17 protein-coding genes are annotated in these 20,801 nt (G+C 67.3%); 14 read left to right on the top strand and 3 right to left on the bottom strand.

All coding sequences use genetic code 11. The features are described 5' to 3' along the window. The first annotated feature begins 65 nt into the window (after window positions 1-65). The 5 genes from IB243_RS05830 (at window position 66) to IB243_RS05810 (ending at window position 4,308) form a co-directional block, all read left to right on the top strand. Window positions 66-671: a response regulator transcription factor gene (locus IB243_RS05830; RefSeq protein WP_192425711.1), complete on the top strand. Its 606-nt coding sequence runs from the start codon at window positions 66-68 to the stop codon at window positions 669-671. Next, window positions 668-2,464, top strand: coding sequence for a hybrid sensor histidine kinase/response regulator (locus tag IB243_RS05825; protein ID WP_192425709.1), 1,797 nt, complete (start codon window positions 668-670; stop codon window positions 2,462-2,464). The genes IB243_RS05830 and IB243_RS05825 overlap by 4 nt, the downstream gene beginning before the upstream one ends. A 152-nt stretch (window positions 2,465-2,616) precedes the next feature. After that, the gene (locus IB243_RS05820; RefSeq protein ID WP_225584766.1) at window positions 2,617-3,009 is read left to right on the top strand and encodes an MAPEG family protein; all 393 of its coding nucleotides are present in this window, start codon (window positions 2,617-2,619) and stop codon (window positions 3,007-3,009) included. After that, window positions 2,997-3,887, top strand: a complete 891-nt coding sequence (locus tag IB243_RS05815; RefSeq protein WP_192425707.1) for an alpha/beta fold hydrolase — start codon at window positions 2,997-2,999, stop codon at window positions 3,885-3,887. Before IB243_RS05820 ends, IB243_RS05815 begins: the two co-directional genes overlap by 13 nt. Window positions 3,888-3,948: 61 nt before the next feature. Then, the gene (locus IB243_RS05810) at window positions 3,949-4,308 is read left to right on the top strand and encodes a 5-carboxymethyl-2-hydroxymuconate Delta-isomerase (RefSeq protein ID WP_192425705.1); all 360 of its coding nucleotides are present in this window, start codon (window positions 3,949-3,951) and stop codon (window positions 4,306-4,308) included. Between the two features lie 147 nt (window positions 4,309-4,455). Here the strand turns inward: IB243_RS05810 and IB243_RS05805 are convergent, their stop codons facing one another. Further along, on the bottom strand, window positions 4,456-6,267 hold the full coding sequence (locus IB243_RS05805) for a chorismate-binding protein (protein WP_192425703.1): 1,812 nt from the start codon (window positions 6,265-6,267) through the stop codon (window positions 4,456-4,458). 255 nt (window positions 6,268-6,522) lie between these two features. Here IB243_RS05805 and IB243_RS05800 point away from each other — a divergent pair, with 255 nt between their 5' ends. From IB243_RS05800 to IB243_RS05760, 9 genes are read left to right on the top strand one after another with little or no spacing between them, the layout of a single operon-like run. Beyond that, window positions 6,523-8,748, top strand: a complete 2,226-nt coding sequence (locus IB243_RS05800) for a TonB-dependent receptor (RefSeq protein WP_192425701.1) — start codon at window positions 6,523-6,525, stop codon at window positions 8,746-8,748. A gap of 51 nt (window positions 8,749-8,799) precedes the next feature. Then, complete coding sequence (locus tag IB243_RS05795; RefSeq protein ID WP_225584765.1) at window positions 8,800-10,260, top strand: Y4yA family PLP-dependent enzyme; 1,461 nt, start codon at window positions 8,800-8,802, stop codon at window positions 10,258-10,260. Window positions 10,261-10,264: 4 nt separating this feature from the next. Then, on the top strand, window positions 10,265-11,308 hold the full coding sequence (locus IB243_RS05790; protein ID WP_192425699.1) for a PLP-dependent cysteine synthase family protein: 1,044 nt from the start codon (window positions 10,265-10,267) through the stop codon (window positions 11,306-11,308). 11 nt (window positions 11,309-11,319) lie between these two features. Further along, a complete protein-coding gene (locus IB243_RS05785; RefSeq protein ID WP_192426319.1) occupies window positions 11,320-12,459 on the top strand; it encodes an NAD/NADP octopine/nopaline dehydrogenase family protein in 1,140 nt (379 codons plus the stop codon). 25 nt (window positions 12,460-12,484) lie between these two features. Further along, window positions 12,485-14,404 (top strand): IucA/IucC family siderophore biosynthesis protein, encoded by a 1,920-nt coding sequence (locus IB243_RS05780; RefSeq protein ID WP_192425697.1) that lies wholly within the window; start codon window positions 12,485-12,487, stop codon window positions 14,402-14,404. Further along, window positions 14,404-15,669, top strand: a complete 1,266-nt coding sequence (locus tag IB243_RS05775; RefSeq protein ID WP_192425695.1) for an MFS transporter — start codon at window positions 14,404-14,406, stop codon at window positions 15,667-15,669. The genes IB243_RS05780 and IB243_RS05775 overlap by 1 nt, the downstream gene beginning before the upstream one ends. Window positions 15,670-15,729: 60 nt before the next feature. Then, on the top strand, window positions 15,730-16,965 hold the full coding sequence (locus tag IB243_RS05770; RefSeq protein ID WP_192425693.1) for an ABC transporter substrate-binding protein: 1,236 nt from the start codon (window positions 15,730-15,732) through the stop codon (window positions 16,963-16,965). After that, window positions 16,962-18,026 carry an iron ABC transporter permease gene (locus tag IB243_RS05765; RefSeq protein WP_192425691.1) on the top strand — a complete coding sequence of 355 codons (1,065 nt, stop codon included), beginning with the start codon at window positions 16,962-16,964 and terminating at the stop codon, window positions 18,024-18,026. Before IB243_RS05770 ends, IB243_RS05765 begins: the two co-directional genes overlap by 4 nt. Beyond that, a complete protein-coding gene (locus tag IB243_RS05760) occupies window positions 18,020-18,775 on the top strand; it encodes an ABC transporter ATP-binding protein (RefSeq protein WP_192425689.1) in 756 nt (251 codons plus the stop codon). The genes IB243_RS05765 and IB243_RS05760 overlap by 7 nt, the downstream gene beginning before the upstream one ends. 29 nt (window positions 18,776-18,804) lie before the next feature. On the opposite strand, the gene nadA is transcribed toward IB243_RS05760, so the two are convergent. Both nadA and nadC read right to left on the bottom strand, forming a co-directional pair. Beyond that, entirely contained in the window at window positions 18,805-19,935 is a 1,131-nt protein-coding gene (gene nadA / locus IB243_RS05755; RefSeq protein ID WP_192425687.1) for a quinolinate synthase NadA, read from the bottom strand. Then, window positions 19,932-20,780: a carboxylating nicotinate-nucleotide diphosphorylase gene (gene nadC / locus IB243_RS05750; protein WP_192425685.1), complete on the bottom strand. Its 849-nt coding sequence runs from the start codon at window positions 20,778-20,780 to the stop codon at window positions 19,932-19,934. The genes nadA and nadC overlap by 4 nt, the downstream gene beginning before the upstream one ends. Window positions 20,781-20,801: the final 21 nt, after the last annotated feature.

The raw sequence follows: 20,801 nt of genomic DNA, 5'->3' as shown, positions 1-20,801 counted from the left end.
ACAGAAATTGCACAAGGCCCTGATGCCGTGTCAAACAAGCCACGGCGTACACCACAATCCCCGGCATGAAACTCCTGCTGGTGGACGACCACCCCCTGTTCTGTGTGGGCTTCGCGTACGCGCTCGTCCAGGCGCTGCCGGCTGCGCAGGTACTGACCGCGTCCACGCTGGACGCTGGGCTGCAGGCGGCAGCGGGCGAGCAGGACCTGGACCTGGTGCTGCTGGACCAGCGCCTGGGCGCCCACACCGGCCTGGAGGGCTTGCGGCTTTTTGCCGTGCAGTTCCCGCTCGTCGCCCGCGTACTGATATCGGGCGACGAAGACCCCGCGCTGGCTACAGCGGCGCGTGGCGCCGGGGCGAGCGGCTTTCTTGGAAAATCACAGCCCGTGCCTGCACTGGCGGCCGCGCTGCAGCGCATTGCCGAAGGGGGCGCGGTGTTTGATATTCCAGCACCTCCGCAGGCCAGCGCCGCCCCCACCCCCACCGCGCGGCAGCGCGAGGTGTTGCAGCTGGTGGCCCTCGGGCACCCCAACAAGCGCATCGCGCAGGAACTGGGTATCGCCGAACGCACCGTCAAGCTCCACGTCACCGCGTTGCTGGACACCCTGCAGGCGCGCAACCGCACCCACTTGCTGGTGGTGGCCCGCGCACAGGGGCTGCTGCAGCGATGACACGGTCCGAACCTGCAGCCGCAGCCGTGGCCGTGGACGCCGAGGCGCTGGACACGCTGTACCGAGGCGCGCCGATGGCCGCCCTGGTGGGGGTGGTGGAGGCTTTTTTCCTCAGCGTGCTGTTCTGGCGCGATGTGCCTGCAACTTCCATCGCCTGGTGGCTGGTCGCGTTTGCGGCCGTGCGCGGTCTGCGCATCGGCCTGAGCCTGGCGTACCGCCGTGCGGGGGCGCTGCAGCCGGGCCGCAACGCCTTCTGGGCCCGCTGCGTAGTGGCCAGCGCACTGGCCCAGGCGCTGGCCTGGGGGGCCGGCAGCTGGGTGCTGCTGGCCCCCCACAACGTGGTGGCCGAGATGGCCTTGCACATTGGCCTGGCCGCCGTGGTGCTGGGCAGCGTCACGCACCTGGCCCACCACCTGCCCGCCCTGGCGGCCTATGCCGCCGGTGTGTTCGGCCCGCTGGCCCTGCGCGATGTGCTGGTGGGCCAGCCTCTGCACTATGCGCTGGCGCTGGCCTCGGGGCTGATGGCCTGGTACGTGTGGCGCAGCGGCCGGGCGCAGGCGCATACGCTTGCGCAAGCCCGCGCACAACGCCAGGAGAAGCTGGCCCTGATCGATGCCTTGCAGCGCGAAAACGAAGCCACCCGGCAGGCACGCGCCGACGCCGAGGCCGCACATGCCTCCAAGGCCCGCTTTCTGGCCACCGTCAGCCATGACCTGCGCCAGCCCCTCAATGCCCTGGGGCTGCTCTCACACACGCTGCGCCACGCCCCCACAGCCGCTACACCCGGCAGGGTGCAGGAGTTGTCTGGCGCCATCGCCGAATGTGTGGGCAGCATGGGAGCGCTGGTGGAGGGCCTGCTGGAACTGTCGCGGCTGGATGCACGCAGCCTCACGCCCCGGCCCACGGCCTTTGCGCTGCAGGGCCTGTTCGATGAAATGACCGGCAACTTTGCTGCTATGGCGCAGGAACGGGGGCTGGACTTGCAGGTTGCCACCACCCCGGCCACCGTGTGGGGCGACCGCGCCCTGCTGGCACGTGTGTTGTCCAACCTGGTGTCCAACGCCATCCGCTACACGCCCGCAGGGCTCGTGCGCGTTGCAGCTGCGCAGGAGGACGGAGCCCTCACCCTGGCCGTGCACGACTCGGGCGTGGGCATGGATGCGGCAGAGTTGCCGCGCATCTTTGACGAGTACTACCAGATCGACAACCCGCAGCGCAACCGCAGCCAGGGGCTGGGCCTGGGGCTGGCCACCGCCAAGCGGCTGAGCGACCTGCTGGGGCTCGACCTCGCGGTGCAATCCACCCTCGGTCAGGGCAGCTGCTTCAGCCTGCGCCTTCCCTTGGCGAAGCCCGCCCCTGCCGCCCCGCTGCAGGCACCGCCCGCCGAGGCCACCACACCCGCACCCCTCGCGGGACGGCGGATTCTGGTGCTCGAAGACGATGCGGATTCACGCAAGGCGCTCTGCGGGCTGCTGGCGTCCTGGGGCTGCGCCGTGGTCGAGGCCAGCGATCTGGTGGCCGCCCTGGCGCTGATGCCCCGTGCGGACACCGCCGCAGACCCCATCGACGCCCTGGTGGTGGATCTGCGACTGCCCGGCGCAGACGACGGGGTAGTAGCGATCGCACGCCTGCGCCAGGCCCTGGGCAGCACCGCACCGGCCCTGCTGGTCACGGCCGATGCCCACCAGGCCGACGTGCAGCAGCGGGCCACGGCGGCCGGCCTGCCCCTGCTGCCCAAGCCCATTGCGCCGATGAAGCTCCGGGCCTTTCTGCAAAGCCACCCGCCGGGCTGACCAACCCACCGCCGGTGGCGCGCTGCACCCCAGGCACCCAACCGTGCAAGGCACTGTGGCGGGTGCACACACCTGCCCTTTGGTGCTATTGGCGATGGCGCCGGGGCTTTCTAAGCTGGTGGCTTCTTAACCGACATCCACCCCATTCATCCATGTCCACCCTTAACTTGGCAGCCACCACCTTGGTCACGCTGGCGCTGCTGTTGACGGCCCTGTCCCTTCACGTGTCGCGCCTGCGCCTGCGCTACCGGCAGACCTGGGGAGATGGAGGCCACAAGGATCTGGCTGCGGCCATCCGCACGCATGGCAACACGCTGGAACAGTCGATGCTGTTCGGCCTGCTCCTGCTGGCCCACGCGCAGCTCCACAGTTCAACGCCCGGGGCGCTGGCGGTGGCCTGCGCGGGTTTTGTGTTGGCGCGGCTGCTCTATTGCATGGGCGCCTTGACCCGGCGGCTGGCGTGGCGGCAGGCCGCACACGCCTTCACGCTGCTCACCCAACTCACGGCCACGGCGCTGCTGGCACACACCGCATGGACCGCCTGACGCCCGCGCTGCGGCACTGGCAGGCCCAGGGCGGCATGGTCGCGCTGGGCGGCCATCGCCTGTTCGTGGCACAAGCGGGCCAACACGGCAGCGTGTTGCTGCTCATCCATGGCTACCCCACCTGCTCGTACGACTGGCATCCGCTGTGGGCGCCCCTGGCCACACGCCACCGCCTCATCGCGCCGGACCTGCTGGGCATGGGCTTTTCCGACAAGCCCGCGGACCACACCTACGGCATCGAAAACCATGCAGACCTGCTGGAGGCGCTGCTGGACCGGCTGGGTGTGCAACAGGTGCACATCGTCGCCCACGACCTGGGGGTGAGCGTGGCCCAGGAGATGCTGGCGCGGCGGCAGACCCACCCATTGGCGCCACGCATCCAGTCGCTCACCCTGCTCAACGGCGGCGTCTGCCCCGAGGCGTACCAGCCGCGCATGCTGCAGCACCTGCTGTCATCACCCTTGGGGCGCTGGATCGCACCGCGCATTCCCCAAAAAGCATTCGAGCGCACCATCACGCGCCTCTTTGGCCCACAGACCCTTCCCTCCCCTGCGCTGCTGCAAGACTTCTGGGCGCTGGTCAACCACCACAACGGCCGCGCCATCAGCCACAAGACCGGGCGCTTCTACATCGACCGCATGGCCCTGCGGGACCGCCTGGTAGGGCCGCTGCTGCAGCACGTGGTGCCGGTGCGGCTGATCAACGGCGCGGCGGACCCGAACTCGGGCGCCCACATGGCGGCGCGCTATCGCACGCTGGTGCCCGATGCCGACGTGGTGTCGCTGCCCGGCATCGGCCACTGGCCGCAGATCGAGGCGCCTGGCCAGGTGCTGCAGGCATTGGAAGAATTTTTGCAAAAGCACGACCAGAGCGGGTGACCCAGCAGAAGGGGGGGGTCGGGGCCCTTAAACTGGTGCACTGCCCAAGACCGGAATCACCATGCCCCACCTCACCGTCGAATACTCCGCCAACCTGCCCCACTACCCCGAGGCCGAAACCCTCACCGCCCTGAACGCCACACTGTGCGACCACCCCCAGGTGCAGGACGAAGCCGACCTGAAGACCCGCTTCATCGTGGCCGACAGCTTCGAGATCGGCACCGTCCCGGCGAACCGCGCTTTTGTGCACGCGCAACTGCGCCTGCTCGCGGGCCGCACGCCCGAGGCCAAGAAGGAGCTCTCCGAACGCATCGCCGCCGTGCTGCGCGAACGCACGCCCAAGCCCCAGGGCGTGATGGTGCAGCTGAGCGTGGAAGTGGTGGACATGGACCGGGGCTCGTACGCCAAAGAACGGCTCTGAGCAAAAGCTGGAACAGGTTTTCAGAAACCTGGGCCGGTGCGAAGGGCCTGGATTTTGATAAAAATCCGGCCCTGGCGCTTATCCAAACTCAATTGATAGCTATATTTTCAATAGCAAGCAGATTCTGCGCACCCAATCCCAGGCGCCTCAGCCCTGGCCCGCGGCCACCAGCTCTGCCGCCAGCCAGCCACGCAGGCTGTTGATGAACGCCCAGCCCTGCACGCGGGGCAGGTCCTGCAGCCGCACCACGGCCTCCTCCACACGCCCCTCGCGCAGCGCCACCGCGCGGCCCACGCCGGGCAGCAGGCCACAGGCCAGCGGCGGTGTGACCCAGCGGCCATCGAGCAGCAGGGCGATATTGCCGAAGGTACTTTCGGTGATCTCGCCCGCTTCGTTCCACAACACGGTGTCGAACACCCCCGGAGCCGTGGGCGCAAAGGCCGCGTAGTGGGCGCGGCGCGTGGTCTTGTGGCGCACGAATTCGCCGTGGGCCTCCGGTAGCGGGCTGCGCGCCAGTTGCAGGCGCACGGGCTCGGGCGTGGGGGCCAGTGCAAAGGCCTCGGCCCGGGGCTCGCCAGTGGCATTGAGCAGCAAACGCACACGCCAAGGGCCCGTGCCGTGCCCGGCGGCCAGCATCCTCAGGCACTGCCCAACCTTCTCGCCATCGAAGGGGTAGCCAAAATGCACCGCCGCTGCCTGCAGGCGCGCCAGGTGTTCGGGCAGATGGCGCCACTGGCCGTCCACCAGTGCCAAAGTTTCCAGCAGGTCAAAAGGCTGGCTGGCGCGCTCCACAAAGGCGCGCTTGTGGCGCCACTCGTTCCATTCAGCGTCCGCTTGCGCGCCCGAGGTGATGCCACTGCCAATGCCGCAGGTGGCCTGGGTGTGGCCGCCTTCGGTGCGCAGCACCACGGTGCGGATGGGCACGTTGAAGGTGGCGGCCACGCGGTGCTGGCCATCCGCCCCGGCGGCACCCAGGGGCCGCACCACGCCCACGGCGCCGCAGTACACGCCGCGCGGCGCGGGCTCCACCGCATGGATCATCTGCATCGCGCGCACCTTGGGCGCACCGGTGATGGAGCCGCAGGGAAACAGCGCGGCAAACACATCGGTGAGCGTAGTCCCCGGGCGCGTGCGGGCCACCACATCGGACGTCATCTGCCATACGGTGGACAGGGCCTCGGTGGCAAACAGCGCGGGCACACGCACGCTGTGCGGCAGCGCGATGCGGGATATGTCGTTGCGCAGCAGGTCCACGATCATCACGTTCTCAGCCCGCTCCTTGGGCGACGAGCGCAGGTGCGCAGCGTTGGCCACATCCTGCGCAGGCGTGGCGCCACGTGGCGCGGTGCCTTTCATGGGGCGCGCCAGGATGGCTCCACCCGCCGGGTCACCATGGCCTCCGCTTTCCCAGTCAAAGAACAATTCGGGCGACACCGAAAGCACCTGTTCGTTGCCGGTGTCGATGAACGCGGCATAGCCGCCGGGCTGTGAGCGCTGCAAGGCCTGGAACAAGGCCTGTGCACTGCCCTGCAGCAACGGGCCCGACAGGGGCGCGGTGTAGTTGACCTGATACAGCTCGCCATCGCCGATGGCCTGGTGAATGCGGGCCAGGGCCGCATCGAATTCCGGGCGCGAGGGGCCCGAGGTCCACTCCACATGGGCGACATCGGCCGCGGCATCCCCAGGCCACGGCAGCGCTTCGTCATGGACGGCAAACCAGGCCAGCGGCCCCTGGGCGGCATGCACCTGCAAGGCTGCATCGAAGGCCGGAGCCGCCTCGTAGCGCACGTAGCCCACGCACCATGCGCCTGCCTGCGCGGCAGCCTGCACGGCATCCAGAACGGGGCGCACCTCGGCCAGGTCACGGGCCGACAGCACGGCGCGGGGCGCGCGGAAGGCATGGCGAAGGCGGGGCGCTGACGGGACCAGCGCGGCACTGAAGTCGATGCAGGAATTCATGGAAATAGCAGGCGCGGCGGCAGCACCTTGAAGGAAACGGGCGCCTGCGGCAAACAAGGGCAGCCGCCTATCGTAAACGCCGCAGGGCCCGGATTCAGCGGAGGGTGGGCAGCGCGGTCCTGTTGCAAGTGCAAGCAAAAAAAGCCATCAAATGAGAATAATTCTTGTTTATAATTTTTACCCAACGGCGCATTGCCATGCGCCCCAAGCAGCCAGCCGTCGCCAGCCAGCCTCCTGCCCCCTCAAGGAACCACTGTGCTGCCACCGACCGTGCCAGGCTCTCTGCCTTCTTCTTCGTTGGACGCCGCTCGCGCGGCCCCCCTTCACCCCCTAGCAGCCGCCACACGCCTGGCGCTCGCCAGTCTGGTCACGGCCGGCATCATGGCCCCGGCAGGCGCTCAGACCGCCTCTCCGGACGCCGCCGACCGCCCCCGTGCCCTGCCCGAGGTCCAGGTCACGGCAGACAGCGATGCAGGGCTGCCCGCCCCGATCGGCAACGGACACACGGCGCGCGGCGGCCGGCTGGGGCTGCTGGGCAACACCGACACCCTGAACGCACCGCTCAGCGCCACCAGCTACACCTCGCAGATGGTGCAGGACCAACAGGCCGTCACCATTGCCGACATCGTGAAGAACGATTCGTCGGTCCGGCTCTCGGGCCACTCCGGCGACCAGCTGGACTCGTTCTTCATCCGCGGCTTCCCGGTGGGCGACCAGAACTCGGGCGAAATCGCCTTTGACGGCGTCTATGGCATCGCCCCCAACTACCGCGTGCTGGCCGACTACGCGGAGCGCATCGAGCTGGTCAAAGGGCCCGCAGCGCTGCTGTTTGGCATGTCCCCGGCCAGCAGCGTGGGCGGCACCATCAACATCGTGCCCAAGCGTGCCACCAGTGCCCCGCTGACACGGATCTCCGCCGACATCGGCCCCTCCGCGCAGGGCGGCGGCCAGATCGACCTAAGCCGCCGGTTTGGCCCCGAACGCCAGTGGGGCGTGCGCATCAACGGCAGCCACCACCAAGGCGACACACTGCTGGACAACCAGTCGCGCAAGGCGGACGTGGGAGCGATCGCGCTCGACTACCAGGGAGAACGGCTGCGCGCCACCGTGGACGCCATCGCGCAAAAGGAAAGTGTCGATGCGCCACAGCGCCGGCCGTTTCTGGCCGCAGGGGCCACGGCCGTCCCCGCAGCACCCGATGGCCGGCGCAACGTGAGCCAGCCATGGGAATGGTTTGAAACCACCGACCGGTCCCTGCTGCTGCGCCTGGAATACGACCTGAACGACCAGACCACCGCCTTCGCCAACGCAGGCGGCGGACGCACACGGGTAGACCGGCTTTTTGGCAACCCCACCCTGCTCAATGTGCGGGGCGACACCAGCACGTTGCCGCAGCGCTTTCAGTTCGAGGTGGACCGGAGCACGGCGGACGCCGGGCTGCGCACCAAGTTCGCCACCGGCGGCGTCCGCCACACAGTCACGCTGCAGGCCAGCACCTACCACGACCGCCTGGGTCGTGGTTCCGTCAACGGCACCACCGTGTTGTCCAACATCTATGCACCGGTGAACAGTCCGGCGCAGAACGTGGCCGCCCCGGCCCAGGTCGCGCGGGTGGCCGAAACCCAGCTGTCCAGCATCGCGCTGGCCGACACCCTGTCGATGCTGGACGACCGGGTGCAGGTGCTGCTGGGTGTGCGCCGCCAGCGTGTGGAGTCCGACAACTTCAACACCACCACGGGCGCCATCGCTTCGTCGTACGACCAGAGCGCAGTGACGCCGCTGGCGGGCCTGGTCGTCAAACCCTGGCAGAACGTGGCGCTTTACGCCAACTACATCGAAGGCCTGAGCAAGGGCGACATCGCGCCAGCCACGGCCTCCAACGCGGGCGAGGTGTTTGCGCCCTACAAGGCCAAACAAAAGGAAATTGGCGCCAAGTTCGAATGGGGCCGGATGATCAGCTCGCTGAGCCTGTTCGAGATCACCAAGCCCAGCGGCCAGCAGACCAGCGGCCTGTTTGCGGTGGATGCCAAGCAGCGCAATCGGGGCGTGGAGTGGAACGCCTCCGGCCGAGTGGTGCCTGGAGTCTCCGTCACCGGTGGCGTGACGCTGCTGCAGGGTGTGCTGAGCCAGACCAACAGCGCGGCCACGCAGGGCAAGAAAGCCATCGGCGTCCCCTCGGTGCAGGCCAACCTGGGACTGGAATGGGATCTGCCCTGGGTACCCGGCCTGGCGCTGAGCGGGGGCATCACCCACACCGGCAAGCAGTATGTGGACCGCGCGAACACACTGGGCATTCCATCGTGGACCACCGCAGACCTGGGCGCCCGCTACCGCACACAGATCGGCGGCAAGCCCACGACGTTCCGCGCCAACCTGCGCAACGTGGCAGACCGCGCCTACTGGGCCAGCGTGTCGCAGTACGGCAGCCTGGTGCAGGGTGCGCCACGCTCCCTGGTGGTGTCGGCCACCGTTGATTTCTGAGGCACCGCCATGCGAGCCCAGCACCATGGTGAGTTGGCGGACTTGGCGGGCATGAACAAAGTTACGGCGGCGCACCGGCATGCCCCCCCCGTACCCGCAGCGGTGCCAACGCCGCAGCCCCCGCCTGCGGCCACTGCAGCCAAGGGGTACCCAGCCCTGCCGCCGCTGATGGACGAAGCGGTGGCAGCACTGGTGCACTCATCACCCGCGATGCTGCCGGGCCTGGTTGCCCAGTACGGCTCGCCGCTGCACCTCATCTGGCCGCAACGGCTGCAGGACAACGTGCGCAAGCTGGTGGCCGTGCTGCAGTCCCACCCCATGCCCTTTGAGATTTTTTACGGGGCCAAGGTCAACAAGTCGCCCGCCCTGGTCCGCGCGGCCGTGCAGGCCGGCATCGGCGTGGACGTATCCAGCCTCTACGAGGCGGCTGACGCACTGCGTGCTGGCGCAGACCCCACGCGGCTGTGCGCCACCGGCCCGGCCAAGACCCGGGCGTTCCACAAGCTGCTGCTGGACAACACATCCCTCATTTCCATCGACTCGCTGCAGGAGCTGCAGGACCTGGATCACTGCCTGCAGTCTGCCGGCGCGGGCCAGCGGGCGCGTGTGCTGCTGCGCTACCGGCCCCAGGCATTGGCCACCAGCCGCTTTGGCATGGACGCTGGCGACCTGCGCGCGGGCCTTGTCCGATTGGCCAGCCCAGAGGCACGCCTGGTTCTGGAGGGCTTTCACTTCCATCTGTCGGGCTATGCGGTCGAGCCGCGTGTGCAAGCCGTGCGCGAGCTGCTGCCCTGGGTGCACGAAGCCCGCCGGATGGGACTGAACGCCCGGATGCTGGACATCGGCGGTGGCCTGCCCATCCGGTATGTGGACACCGCCGCTTACAGCGCTTTTCTAGCAGCGCAGGATGGCGCGCACTACCGCAGCGGCAAGGTGCCCACATCGTTCTACCCCTATGGCGGACCCGTGGACGCCTGCATGTGGATGGAGCAACTGCTGTGCTCGGCGTGCACGGAGGGCATGACCGTAGCGCAGGCCCTGCACGCGGCAGGCCTGACGCTGGCCATCGAACCCGGGCGCAGCCTGGTGGATCAGGCCGCCATTTCGGTCTTTCGCGCCACGCGGGTGAAACCCCTGGGCGACGGGCGGTATGTGATTTTTGTGGAAGGCTGCAGCTTCAGCGCCTGCGAAACCTGGTTCGGCTCCGAGTTCCTGGTGGACCCCCTGCTGGTGCCAGGGGATAGCAGCGGATCGCCCTCCACGCCGCCACAGGCTTGCCATGCCTACATCGCCGGGCACAGCTGCCTGGACGACGATGTTCTGACCCACCGCTGGATCAGTTTTGCACGTGTGCCGCAGGCCGGTGATCTGCTGGTGTATGCCAACACCGCGGGCTACCAGATGGACCTGCTGGAAAACGAGTTTCACCGCCATCCCATGCCCCGCCGCATTGTGGTCACCCGCACTGCGGCCGGTGGCATGGCCTTTTCGCCAGACGACCGAACGGAGTAAAGACATGATTCTCAGCAAAGTGACGGACCTGATCGGAAACACGCCCATCCTGGGCATCCCGATTCCTTCGAAGAAAACGCGGCTGCTGCTCAAGATCGAAAAGAACAACCCGGGCGGGAGCATCAAGGACCGCATGGCGCGCAACATGATCGTCGCGGCGATGCGCTCCGGCCGCCTGCAGCCCGGGGGCGTGGTGGTGGAGTCTTCGTCAGGCAACACCGGCATTGGCCTGGCCATTGCGGCCATCGAGTTCGGCCTGCGCTTCATCGCGGTGGTGGACCACCACGCCGCGCCCGACAAGATCGCCGTGATGCGCGCGCTGGGCGCGGAGATCCGCTACGTGGAGGGCGACTACCGCGAGGACGAGGTGGCCGTGGTGGAGCGCCAACGCCTGGCGGCCGAGGTGGCCTCCAAGATCCCCGGTGCGGTGTTCATGAACCAGTCGGACAACGTGGCCAACGCGGGCGGCTACTTCGACTTCGTGCGCGAAGTGATCGACCAGGTCCAAGGCCCGGTGGACGCGTATGTGGGCTGCGTGGGCACGGGTGGCTCGATGACGGGCATTGCACGCGGGCTCAAGCTGCACAACCCCCGCACCCGCACCATCGCGGTCGAGCCTGCGGGCTCCATCATCTTCGGGCAGCCAGGGCGGCCGTACTACCAGTCGGGCACGGGCACGCCCAAGGGAGACACCGTGGGCCTGGTGCTGGACTACAGCTGCATCGACCTGGGCGTGCAGGTGACCGATGCACAGGCCTTTGAAACCGCCCGCTACTTCGCGCAGCACACGGGCCTTCTGGTGGGCGGCTCCACCGGCGGCGTGCTCTACAAGGCCCTGGAGTTCATCCACAGCGGCATGATCGCGGGCAACGTGGTGGCGGTGGTGGCCGACGGGGGCGAGAAGTACCTGCACACCGTGTTCAACGAGGCTTGGCTCAAGGAGCGCAACATCATCGACCCCACGGTCTGGGCGCAGCTCGACGGCTGGCTGGCCAAGGACGTGGTGGAAGAACTGCCGCGTGCCAACGACCGGCTGAAGGTGGCCTGAACGTGGGTGCCATGCAAGACCTGAATGTCGTCGTCTGCGGCGGAGGGCGGACGGGGCACCTGAACGCGGTGCTGTTCAAGCAGGTGCCCGGCGTTCGCGTGTCCCTGCTCACCACGCGGGCGGACGTCATCGCACACCACCAGGAAAGCCCCGGCGGCCTCACCGCCTTGGTGCCGGACTCCCCCCCGCTGCGGGCGCGGCTGGACGCAGTGGGCCACGATGCCACCTTGGTCGCCCACGCAGACCTGGTGATCCTCACCGTGCCGGCCCACGTGCGTGCCGCCTGGCTGCGCGGCATGGTGCAGGCGCTGCCGCGCGACAAACCCGTGTATGTGGGGGCCATTCCGGGCTTTTGCGGTTTTGACTGGCTGGCCGAGCAAATCCTGGCAGAACGGCCCAACGCCGTGATCTGGGGCATGAAGGACGTGCCCCACACCGCGTACGACCTGCACCCCGGTGTTTCGGTGCGCATGGGGGGCGCCAAGCAGGTGCTCCACGTGGGCACCCACGCCCGGGAAAGCGCCAGCGCACGCACTGCCCTGCAACGGATACTGCAGCGCCTGTACGCAGCGCCGGTGGAATTGCTCGACCACTACCTCGAAATCACGCTGACGCCGGGCAACCCCATCATGCACAGCTCGGTGGTCTATGGATTGGCAGGCCCCTACAGCCAGTGGCACGGACGCACCTTTCCTGCCCCCGTCTGCTGGTGGACGGACTGCACCGAGCTGGGCGCGTATTTCCTCGCGCGCAGCGACGAAGAAAACCAGCGGCTGTGCAAGGCCGCCGAGCAACGCCTGGGCATCAACCTGTCGTCGGTCAAACCCCTGCACCAGGAGATCGTCGAAGCCTACGGAGACCAGATACGCGACCCCCGCACCTTGCTGTCCGTGCTGCGCTCCAACCAGGCTTACGACGCCATCGAAGCCCCGATGGTGCAGGCCGCCGGCCAGCCCGGCTATGTGATCGACAAGGACAGCCGCGCGTTCCAGGAGGATGTCGCCTACGGCCTGGCCGTGCTGGTGGAAATGGGACGGCGGCTGGACGTGCCACTGCCCCATATCCAGGAGATCTTCGACTGGAACGTGGGCTACATGCAGGGCCTGCGCGGCTCGGCGCTCGACTACTTCCCATCCACCTGGCCCGCCTGACAGGCGTGCCCTGCCCTGTTTTCCCATGCACCTCTCTACCCATACCCTGGCCCGGCCAGAACCCAACTCGGCCTCCATCCCTCCGCCACAAGACGCACAGGCTTTCGCGCAGCACAACGCACTGCGGCGCCTGGTGCGCTGCCTGTTTGCCGAAGGCATTCTCGACAGCGGGTCGCTGGTTTTTGCCCCCCACGGCGATACGGCCTGGTTTCCGCTGTGGGAACAACATGCCCTGGTGTATTTCTCCGCGCTGCGGGCCGCACCCGCCCGCACTTTCCTGCTCGACGGCACGATCACCCTGGTGGAGCCGAGCGGCAAGAAGACGGCCATCGACACCCCCGGCCAGCTCATCGATCTGCTCGCGCCCAGTTTTGACTTCACCGCCACAGCGCAGGGCATCGCCGGGCTGAAGAACGACATGGCCAACAGCGTCGCCAATGACGCACTGGCACGCGGCCACCGCCGCCACTGGAACGAAGAACTGCGGCAAGCCATTTTGGACACCGGCTCCAAGGGCCTGGTGGACTATGTGCGCCACCACCGTACCGCGCGGGATGCTGCGGTGCTGCTGGAGCAGTGGGGCTCGCTCGAAGGGCACCCTTTTTACCCCACCTGGAAGAGCAAGCCCCAGTTGAGCCCCGCCGAAGTCGCGCAGCTGTCACCGGAATTCAATGCATGCGTTCCCGTGCGCATCGCCGCGCTGCGGGCCGACATGGCCTATGTGGAGCGCATGCCCCATGTGCTGGACTACCGCACCTGGTTTTTCCAGCAGTTCCCGGACGTGTGGCAGCGCTGGAGCGATAGCCTTCGGGGACGGCAGCAGAACGCTGACGACTGGCTGCCCCTGCCCATCCACACGTGGCACCTGGAGCACTACGTGAAGGAAGCCTACGCGGACGAAATTGCCGAGGGTGTGCTCATCACCGACGGCATCGACATCGACACCCGCCCCACCATGTCGTTTCGCACCATGGTGCCGCAGCTGCCAGGGGCTACGCCGTTCATCAAGCTGCCCCTGGCGCTGTGGCTCACCAGCGAACAACGCAGCCTGCAGGCCAAGTCGATCCACATGGGCCCGCGCATCAGCACAGTGATCGAACGCATCCTGGCCGAGGAAAACGGCTTTGACCGCCGTCTTGAAATTTTTCCCGAAGAAGTGGCACTGCACTACCGCCACGCAGTCCGCCAGGAGGACCGCCCGGGGAGGCACCTCTCTGTGGCCTACCGCAGGGCCCGCCAGGCGCTGGATCGCAGCGACGGTCTGCTGCCCATCACGGTGGCCACCTTGTTCACGGCTTCGCCGCTGGACGCACGGCCGCTGGTGACGGAACTGATCGAGCGCACCACGGGCCGCGCCACACCCGAAGCAGTGGGCGCGTATTTCAGGCAGTACGCGCACGCCGTCACACGGCCTGTGGTGGCGATCTACCTGCTCTACGGCATCGGCCTGGAGGCCCACCAGCAAAACACGTCCGTGCTGTGCGCCGAGGATGGCAGCCCCCGGGGCCTGCTGATCCGGGACTTTGGCGACGGGCGCACGTTTGCCCCGCTGCTGGAAGCACGCGGCCACACCCTGCAGCCCTATGTGCACCCGGGCATCCTGCCCACCGTCTTCCGGGACGACATCGAGCCCGTGCGCACCTTCGTGCTGGACGCCTGTTTTGTTTGCCACCTGCATGAACTGGCCCTGGCGCTCACACACGAGTACCGGTTGCCCGCCACCTGGCTGTGGGAGATTCTTCGCGAGGAAACCGAAGGCGCCTTCGATGCGGTGCAGGCGCGTGTCGAGCCGCAGTTCTGGCACGCGGAACGCGAACAGTTTCTGCATGCGGCCTGGCCCACGCGCTCGGTGTTGCGCATGCACCTGCAGCAATACGCAGACTACCGCCTGCAGCACCGGCTGCCCAACCCGCTGGGCGCGCCCCCGACCTGCGGGAAGGTGTGATGGCCCCCACGCCAGCCGCCTCCGGGGCCCTGCCCCGCCTGGTTCACGCGCTGTTCGTGATCCAGCTCATTTCCATGGGTGCCATGGAAATGAGCGGGCCTTTCTGGCCTGTGCACCTGCAATCGCTGGACGCATCGCCCGGCGTGCTGGCGTTTGCGGGCATTGCCGTGTATGTGGGCCCCATGCTGGGCGTGGCGCTCACCAGCACCTTCTGGGGCAAGGTAGGGGACCGCTTCGGGCACAAGCCCATGATGGTCCGTGCGCTCCTGGGGCTGGCCATCACACAGCTGGCCCTGGCCTTTACGCTGGATGTCTGGACGATCCTGGCACTGCGCTTTCTGCAAGGGGCGTGCGCAGGCTATCTGGCACCGGCGCAGGCCTACGGTGTGAGCGCCGTGGTGTCTGCGGTCCGGGGGCGCCTGTTTGCCTACCTGCAGGTATCCACGAACGTGGGCTCGCTGGCGGGGGCGCTGGCGGGCGGGCTCATCCTGGACCACGCCACGTTCTTCTGGATCAACCTCAGCGCCGCACTGTTGTGCGCACTGTGCGCCGCCGCCGTAGCCGCACTGCTGCCGCCCCGTCCTGCCGCAGGCAGCGCCCTGGGCGTGACGGCGATCCCATCGCCGCCATCGCCATCAGGCAACACGGCGCCGTTGCAACCACCATCCTGGTTTGCGTCCCCCGTGGCCGGGCTGCTGGCCGTGCTGGGGATCCTGCTGGTGGCCCGCATGCTCACGCAAACCCCATTTGCGATGTATGTCCGCTCGGTGTTTGCCGTGGACAACTGGGTGGTGGGCCTGTGTTACGGGCTTCTCTCCCTGGGGTTCATCGTGTCGGCCACGCTCTGGGCGCGCTACTTCGAGCGCCTGCAGCGCCCCGACGCCCTGGTCCGCATGGCCTGGGTGGCTGCCACCTGCGCCTTGCTGATGGTGCTGGCGGGGGCTACTCACAGCGTGGCTTTTTTTATCGCACTGCACTTTGCCTGGGGCGTGCTGCTGGGCGCCACCACACCGGTGCTGATGGCCCAGATTTCGCATGCCACGAGCGGGCAACACCAGGGGCGCATTCTGGGCGTGGCGCAGAGCACCGCCCAGTTCTCGTCCATGGCCGGCATCGCACTGGGCGGGGGCCTGACCCAACTGCTGGGCCTGCACACCACCTACTTCCTCGTAGCGGGGGCCTATGCCTGCGCCCTCGCGGTCATCGTCGCCGTGCTGCGCATGCGCGGCACCCGGCAAGGCGCAGCCGGCCTTGCCGGGCCATGACCTCCACTGCGCATCGCATCTTTTTCCTCCCCACCCCTTCATTCACAAAGAGTCTTTGACATGGCAATGGGTCACCGCTGGCGCATCGCGCTTCTTATCCTTGTGCTGGCAGGCATCGCCGCCGCCGGCATTTTTCTGGTTTCTCCGGCCGCAACCCCCGAAGGCGCTGCATCCCCCCCGCCCTCCGGCAGCCACCACGTCACGGTGACCGACCTGCTGGGGCGCAATGTGCAGGTGCGGTTACCTGTGCAGCGCGTGATCCTGGGCGAAGGGCGGCAGTTGTACCTGGTGGCCGCACTCGATACGGACAACCCGATCCAGCGCATCGTGGGCTGGCGCAAGGATCTGATCCAGGCCGACCCTGACACCTATTCGGCGTACGCCAAGAAATTTCCGCGCATCGCCGACATTCCTACCTTTGGCGGCTTTGAAGACGGCACCTTCGACATCGAGCAGGCCATTGCGCAAAAGCCCGACGTGATCCTGCTGAACATCGAGGCCCAACGGGCCACCGATGACGCGCGCTACATCGAGAAACTGGCGGCGCTGGGGATTCCGGTGGTGTATGTGGACTTTCGCCACCACCCCATGGAAAACACCGAGCCCACCATGCGCCTGATCGGCCGGCTGCTTGGCAAGGAGGCGCGCGCCGAAGAGTTCATCGCCTACCGCGCGGCGCAGATCCGGCGCGTGACAGACACCATCGCCGCCCAGCAGCCCCCGCGCCCCAAGGTGTTCATCGAACGCATCGGCGGCTACACCGAAGACTGCTGCCTGAGCTTTGGCAACGAGAACTTCGGCAAATACGTGGAAGTGGCGGGGGGCACGAACGTTGCCAAGGGCGTGATTCCCGGCACCTTCGGTCAGCTCAACCCCGAGCAGGTAATCGCCTCCAACCCCGACCAGGTCGTGGTCACCAGCGCCAACTGGGAGGCCTACGTACCCTCGGGCTACTGGATTGGCGTAGGCCCCGGTGCCGACCTGGCGGAGGCCCGGCGCAAGCTCGAAACCTATACCCGCCGCCCCGCCTACGCCGGCACCCGTGCTGCGCAAGACCGCGCGTTCCACGCCATCTGGCACCAGTTCTATAACAGCCCGTACGAGTTTGTGGCCATCCAGCAGTTGGCCAAGTGGTTCCACCCGGACTTGTTCGCGGACCTGGACTCGGACGCCACCTACCGTGAGATGCACGAACGCTTTCTGCCCGTGCCCTATGAACCCGGCTACTTCGTGAGTCTGGACGGCGCAACACCCGCAGCCTCCGCAGCGCCCTCCACCGTCAAGGCTGCCCCATGACGACCACAGCGATGGCACCCCCTGCAAGCCAGGGCGCTGGCTACCGTGCCCTGGTGCGCCGCAAGCGCTGGCTGCTGTTGGGGTTTTTCGTGCTGACGACCTTGAGCCTGCTGCTGGACCTGGCGCTCGGGCCGGTGGGCTACAGCGTGAAGGACGTGGTGCAGGCCGTGCTGTGGCCTGACAGCGTGCCGGTGCAACTGCGCGTGGTGGTGTGGGACATCCGCCTGCCCACCGCGCTCATGGCGCTGGCTGTGGGTGCGGCACTGTCGGTGGCCGGTGCGCAAATGCAGACCACGCTGAACAACCCCCTGGCCAGCCCTTTCACGCTGGGCATCTCGGCGGCGGCCAGCTTTGGCGCCGCGCTCGGCCTGGCCTTCGGCGTCGCCCTGTTCCCCACGGTGGCAGGCTATGTAGTTCCGTTGAATGCCTTTGTGATGGCGATGCTGTCGGCCGGGTTGATCCACCTGCTGAGCATGAAGCGCGGCGTGACCACAGAGACCATCGTGCTGCTGGGCATTGCGCTGGTGTTCACCTTCAATGCGCTGCTGGCGCTGGTGCAGTATTTCGCCACCGAGCAGGCCGTGGCGGCCGTGGTGTTCTGGACCATGGGCAGCCTGACCAAGGCCACCTGGCCGAAGCTGGGTGTGACCTGCCTGGTCCTCGTTGTCACGCTGCCCCTCTTTGCACGCAACAGCTGGGCATTGACGGCCCTGCGCCTGGGCGACGACAAGGCCGCCAGCTTCGGCATCAACGTGGCGCGCCTGCGGCTGCAAACGCTGGTGCTGATCAGCCTTCTGGCCGCGTTCCCGGTAGCGTTTGTGGGCACCATCGGCTTTGTGGGTCTGGTGGGCCCGCACATCGCGCGCATGCTGATCGGCGAGGACCAGCGGTTTTTCCTTCCCGCGTCGGTGATGACCGGCGCGCTACTGCTGTCGATCAGCTCGGTGGTCAGCAAGACGCTGATCCCCGGAGCCATCTTTCCCATCGGCGTGGTGACCTCGCTGATCGGCGTGCCCTTCTTCATCTCGCTCATCCTGGGCAGCAAGGAGCGCTCATGGTGACATTGCAACTGCAGGACCTGGGCGCGCGCTATGGCAGCCGCACGGCGCTGCAGCGCATCAGCACGCCGATGTTCCACGCCGGGCAGATGGTGGCGGTGATCGGACCGAACGCGGCCGGAAAGTCCACACTGTTCAAGCGCATGGCCGGCATGCTCAAGGGCCCGGGCGAGGTACTGCTGCAGGGTTCGCGCAAAGGCCACTCAGGCATCTGCTACATGCCGCAGGACATCAGCGCCAACGCCCGTCTCACGGTCTACGAATCCATTTTGCTGGCGGCCAAGCAGCAGCACCAGGGCTGGGCCGTGACCGATGCAGAGCTGGGGCATGTGGGCGCCATTGCTGCGTCACTTGGCATTGCGGAGCTGGCGTTTCGCAACCTGGGCGAGCTCAGTGGCGGCCAGCGGCAATTGGTGTCCATTGCCCAGACGCTGGCGCGCGACCCCGAGATCCTGCTCATGGACGAGCCCACCAGCGCGCTCGACCTGCACCGCCAGATCCAGGTGCTGGACTTCATGCGCGTGCTGGCACGGGAACGGGGGCTGATCGTGTTCATCGCACTGCACGACATCAACCAGGCGCTGCGCTACTGCGACCACGCCCTGGTGATCGCCAACGGCCAGGCGCTGCGCAGCGGCCCCTGCGACCAAGTGATCACGGCAGACATGCTGCGCGAGGTCTACCGCATCCGGGCGCGCATCGAAAGCTGCTCGCTGGGCACACCCCAGGTGATCTTGGACGGTGTGGCATAAGCCGCCACCCCCCAGTCTTCCGCGTGGGCTCAGGCGGCCCCGATGCCCGGCACCAGGCCTGCGGTTGGCTGCCCGTTCTTCAGCGCGGCAGTGAAGGCCAGCATGCGGTCGATGGGCTGGCGCGCGCGCGGGATCAGTGCCGGGTCCACATGGATCGCATTGGCGCCGGTTTCCAGCACCCGCGCCACGTCGGCCAGGCCGTTCATCGCCATCCAGGGGCAGTGCGCGCAGCTCTTGCAGGTGGCGCTGTTGCCGGCCGTGGGCGCTTCGTAGAAGGTCTTGCCGGGATTCAGCGTGCGCAGCTTGTGCATCATGCCGTTGTCGGTGGCCACGATGAATTCGGTGGCGTCCATCTCTCGCGCGGCCTTGAGGATGGCGCTGGTGGAGCCCACGGCGTCGGCCAGTGCCACCACGTCGGCAGGGCTCTCGGGATGCACCAGCACTTTGGCGCCGGGGTGCTCCTTTTTGAGCGCCTCCAACTCGAAGGCCTTGAACTCGTCGTGCACGATGCAGGCGCCGTTCCAGAACACCATGTCGGCGCCGGTCTCGCGCTGGATGTAGGCCCCCAGGTGACGATCAGGGGCCCACAGGATCTTTTGTCCTGCGGCCTTCAAGGCGCCGACGATATCGAGCGCACAGCTCGATGTGACCAGCCAGTCGGCCCGCGCCTTCACGGCCGCGCTGGTGTTGGCATAGACCACCACCGTACGGTCGGGATGGGCATCGCAGAACGCACTGAATTCTTCGATGGGACAGCCCAGGTCGAGCGAGCAGGTCGCATCGAGGTCGGGCATGAGCACGGTCTTTTCGGGGCTCAGAATTTTGGCCGTCTCACCCATGAAGCGTACGCCGCTCACCACCAGCGTCTGCGCGGCGTGGTCGCGGCCAAACCGCGCCATCTCCAGCGAATCGCTGACGAGGCCGCCGGTTTCTTCGGCCAGGTCCTGCAGGTCGGGGTGCACGTAGTAGTGCGACACCATCACCGCATTTTTCTCTTTCAGCAGGCGGCGGATTTTGTCCTTGAGCGCGAGGCGTTCGGCCTGCGTGGGTTCGGGTGGCACGCGCGCCCAGGCGTGTTTGGTGGAGCAGACCGAGCCTTCCTCGGTATCGAGCGGCTGCTCGTACTCCACGTCGATGCGGTTCAGTACAGCGGTGGTCATGACAGCTCTTGCAGGCGCATGGAAAAGTCCGTCGCCTTGACGTCTTTGGTCAGCGTGCCGATGGAGATGCGGTCGACGCCAGTCTCCGCCAACTCGCGCAAGCCTTCGAGCGTGACGCCACCCGAGATTTCCAAAATCGCCCGGCCAGCATTGATACGCACAGCCTCGCGCAGCGTGGGCAGGGACATGTTGTCGAGCAGCACCATCTTCGCGCCCGCGTTCAGCGCCTCGGTCAACTGCTCCAGCGTTTCCACCTCAATTTCGATGAACTTAGCTTGCGCCGCCACGGGGTCGGCGGCACGCAGCACTGCCGTCACGCCGCCTGCGGCTGCGATGTGGTTCTCTTTGATGAGCACGGCATCGTGCAGGCCGATGCGGTGGTTGGTGCCGCCACCCACGCGCACGGCGTACTTTTGCGCCAGGCGCAGGCCGGGCAGCGTCTTGCGCGTGTCCACGATGTGGGCACGGGTGCCGGCCACCACATCCACATAGGTGCGGGTTTTGGTGGCCACGGCCGACAGCAGTTGCAAAAAATTGAGTGCCGTGCGCTCGGCGGAGAGCAGCGCGCGGGCATTGCCCGTGAGCTCCAGCACCACTTGGTCCGGGGCGCAGCGCTGGCCCTCAGCCACATGCCAGGTGATCTGAACGGTGGGATCCAATGCGCGCAAGGCAGCTTCGGCCCAGGGGGCGCCGCAGATGACGGCGGACTCACGCGCCAGGATGCGGGCGCGGGCGCGGCGGGTGGGGTCGATCAGGCCGGCCGTGAGGTCGCCAGGGCCCACATCTTCAGCCAGGGCACGGGCCACGTCGGCCTGGGCCAGGGCGGCTACATCGGTGTCTCTCATCGTGGTGTTCGCGGGGTGTAA

This window comes from Acidovorax sp. ACV01, from assembly GCF_014851495.1.
GTDB lineage: Bacteria > Pseudomonadota > Gammaproteobacteria > Burkholderiales > Burkholderiaceae_C > Acidovorax > Acidovorax radicis.
Note: the sequence above shows the minus strand (reverse complement) of the source record. Positions and strands in the feature narration are given on the sequence as shown.

Excerpts from the sequence above, each read along its gene's own strand:
- IB243_RS05820 (WP_225584766.1), top strand. The coding sequence starts at position 2,617 with ATGTCCACCCTTAACTTGGCAGCCACCACCTTGGTCACGCTGGCGCTG.
- IB243_RS05785 (WP_192426319.1), top strand. The coding sequence starts at position 11,320 with ATGCAAGACCTGAATGTCGTCGTCTGCGGCGGAGGGCGGACGGGGCAC.
- IB243_RS05830 (WP_192425711.1), top strand. The coding sequence starts at position 66 with ATGAAACTCCTGCTGGTGGACGACCACCCCCTGTTCTGTGTGGGCTTC.
- IB243_RS05815 (WP_192425707.1), top strand. The coding sequence starts at position 2,997 with ATGGACCGCCTGACGCCCGCGCTGCGGCACTGGCAGGCCCAGGGCGGC.
- IB243_RS05790 (WP_192425699.1), top strand. The coding sequence starts at position 10,265 with ATGATTCTCAGCAAAGTGACGGACCTGATCGGAAACACGCCCATCCTG.
- IB243_RS05810 (WP_192425705.1), top strand. The coding sequence starts at position 3,949 with ATGCCCCACCTCACCGTCGAATACTCCGCCAACCTGCCCCACTACCCC.
- IB243_RS05795 (WP_225584765.1), top strand. The coding sequence starts at position 8,800 with ATGAACAAAGTTACGGCGGCGCACCGGCATGCCCCCCCCGTACCCGCA.
- IB243_RS05825 (WP_192425709.1), top strand. The coding sequence starts at position 668 with ATGACACGGTCCGAACCTGCAGCCGCAGCCGTGGCCGTGGACGCCGAG.
- IB243_RS05760 (WP_192425689.1), top strand. The coding sequence starts at position 18,020 with ATGGTGACATTGCAACTGCAGGACCTGGGCGCGCGCTATGGCAGCCGC.
- IB243_RS05765 (WP_192425691.1), top strand. The coding sequence starts at position 16,962 with ATGACGACCACAGCGATGGCACCCCCTGCAAGCCAGGGCGCTGGCTAC.
- IB243_RS05775 (WP_192425695.1), top strand. The coding sequence starts at position 14,404 with ATGGCCCCCACGCCAGCCGCCTCCGGGGCCCTGCCCCGCCTGGTTCAC.
- nadC (WP_192425685.1), bottom strand. The coding sequence starts at position 20,780 with ATGAGAGACACCGATGTAGCCGCCCTGGCCCAGGCCGACGTGGCCCGT.
- IB243_RS05770 (WP_192425693.1), top strand. The coding sequence starts at position 15,730 with ATGGCAATGGGTCACCGCTGGCGCATCGCGCTTCTTATCCTTGTGCTG.
- IB243_RS05805 (WP_192425703.1), bottom strand. The coding sequence starts at position 6,267 with ATGAATTCCTGCATCGACTTCAGTGCCGCGCTGGTCCCGTCAGCGCCC.
- IB243_RS05780 (WP_192425697.1), top strand. The coding sequence starts at position 12,485 with ATGCACCTCTCTACCCATACCCTGGCCCGGCCAGAACCCAACTCGGCC.
- nadA (WP_192425687.1), bottom strand. The coding sequence starts at position 19,935 with ATGACCACCGCTGTACTGAACCGCATCGACGTGGAGTACGAGCAGCCG.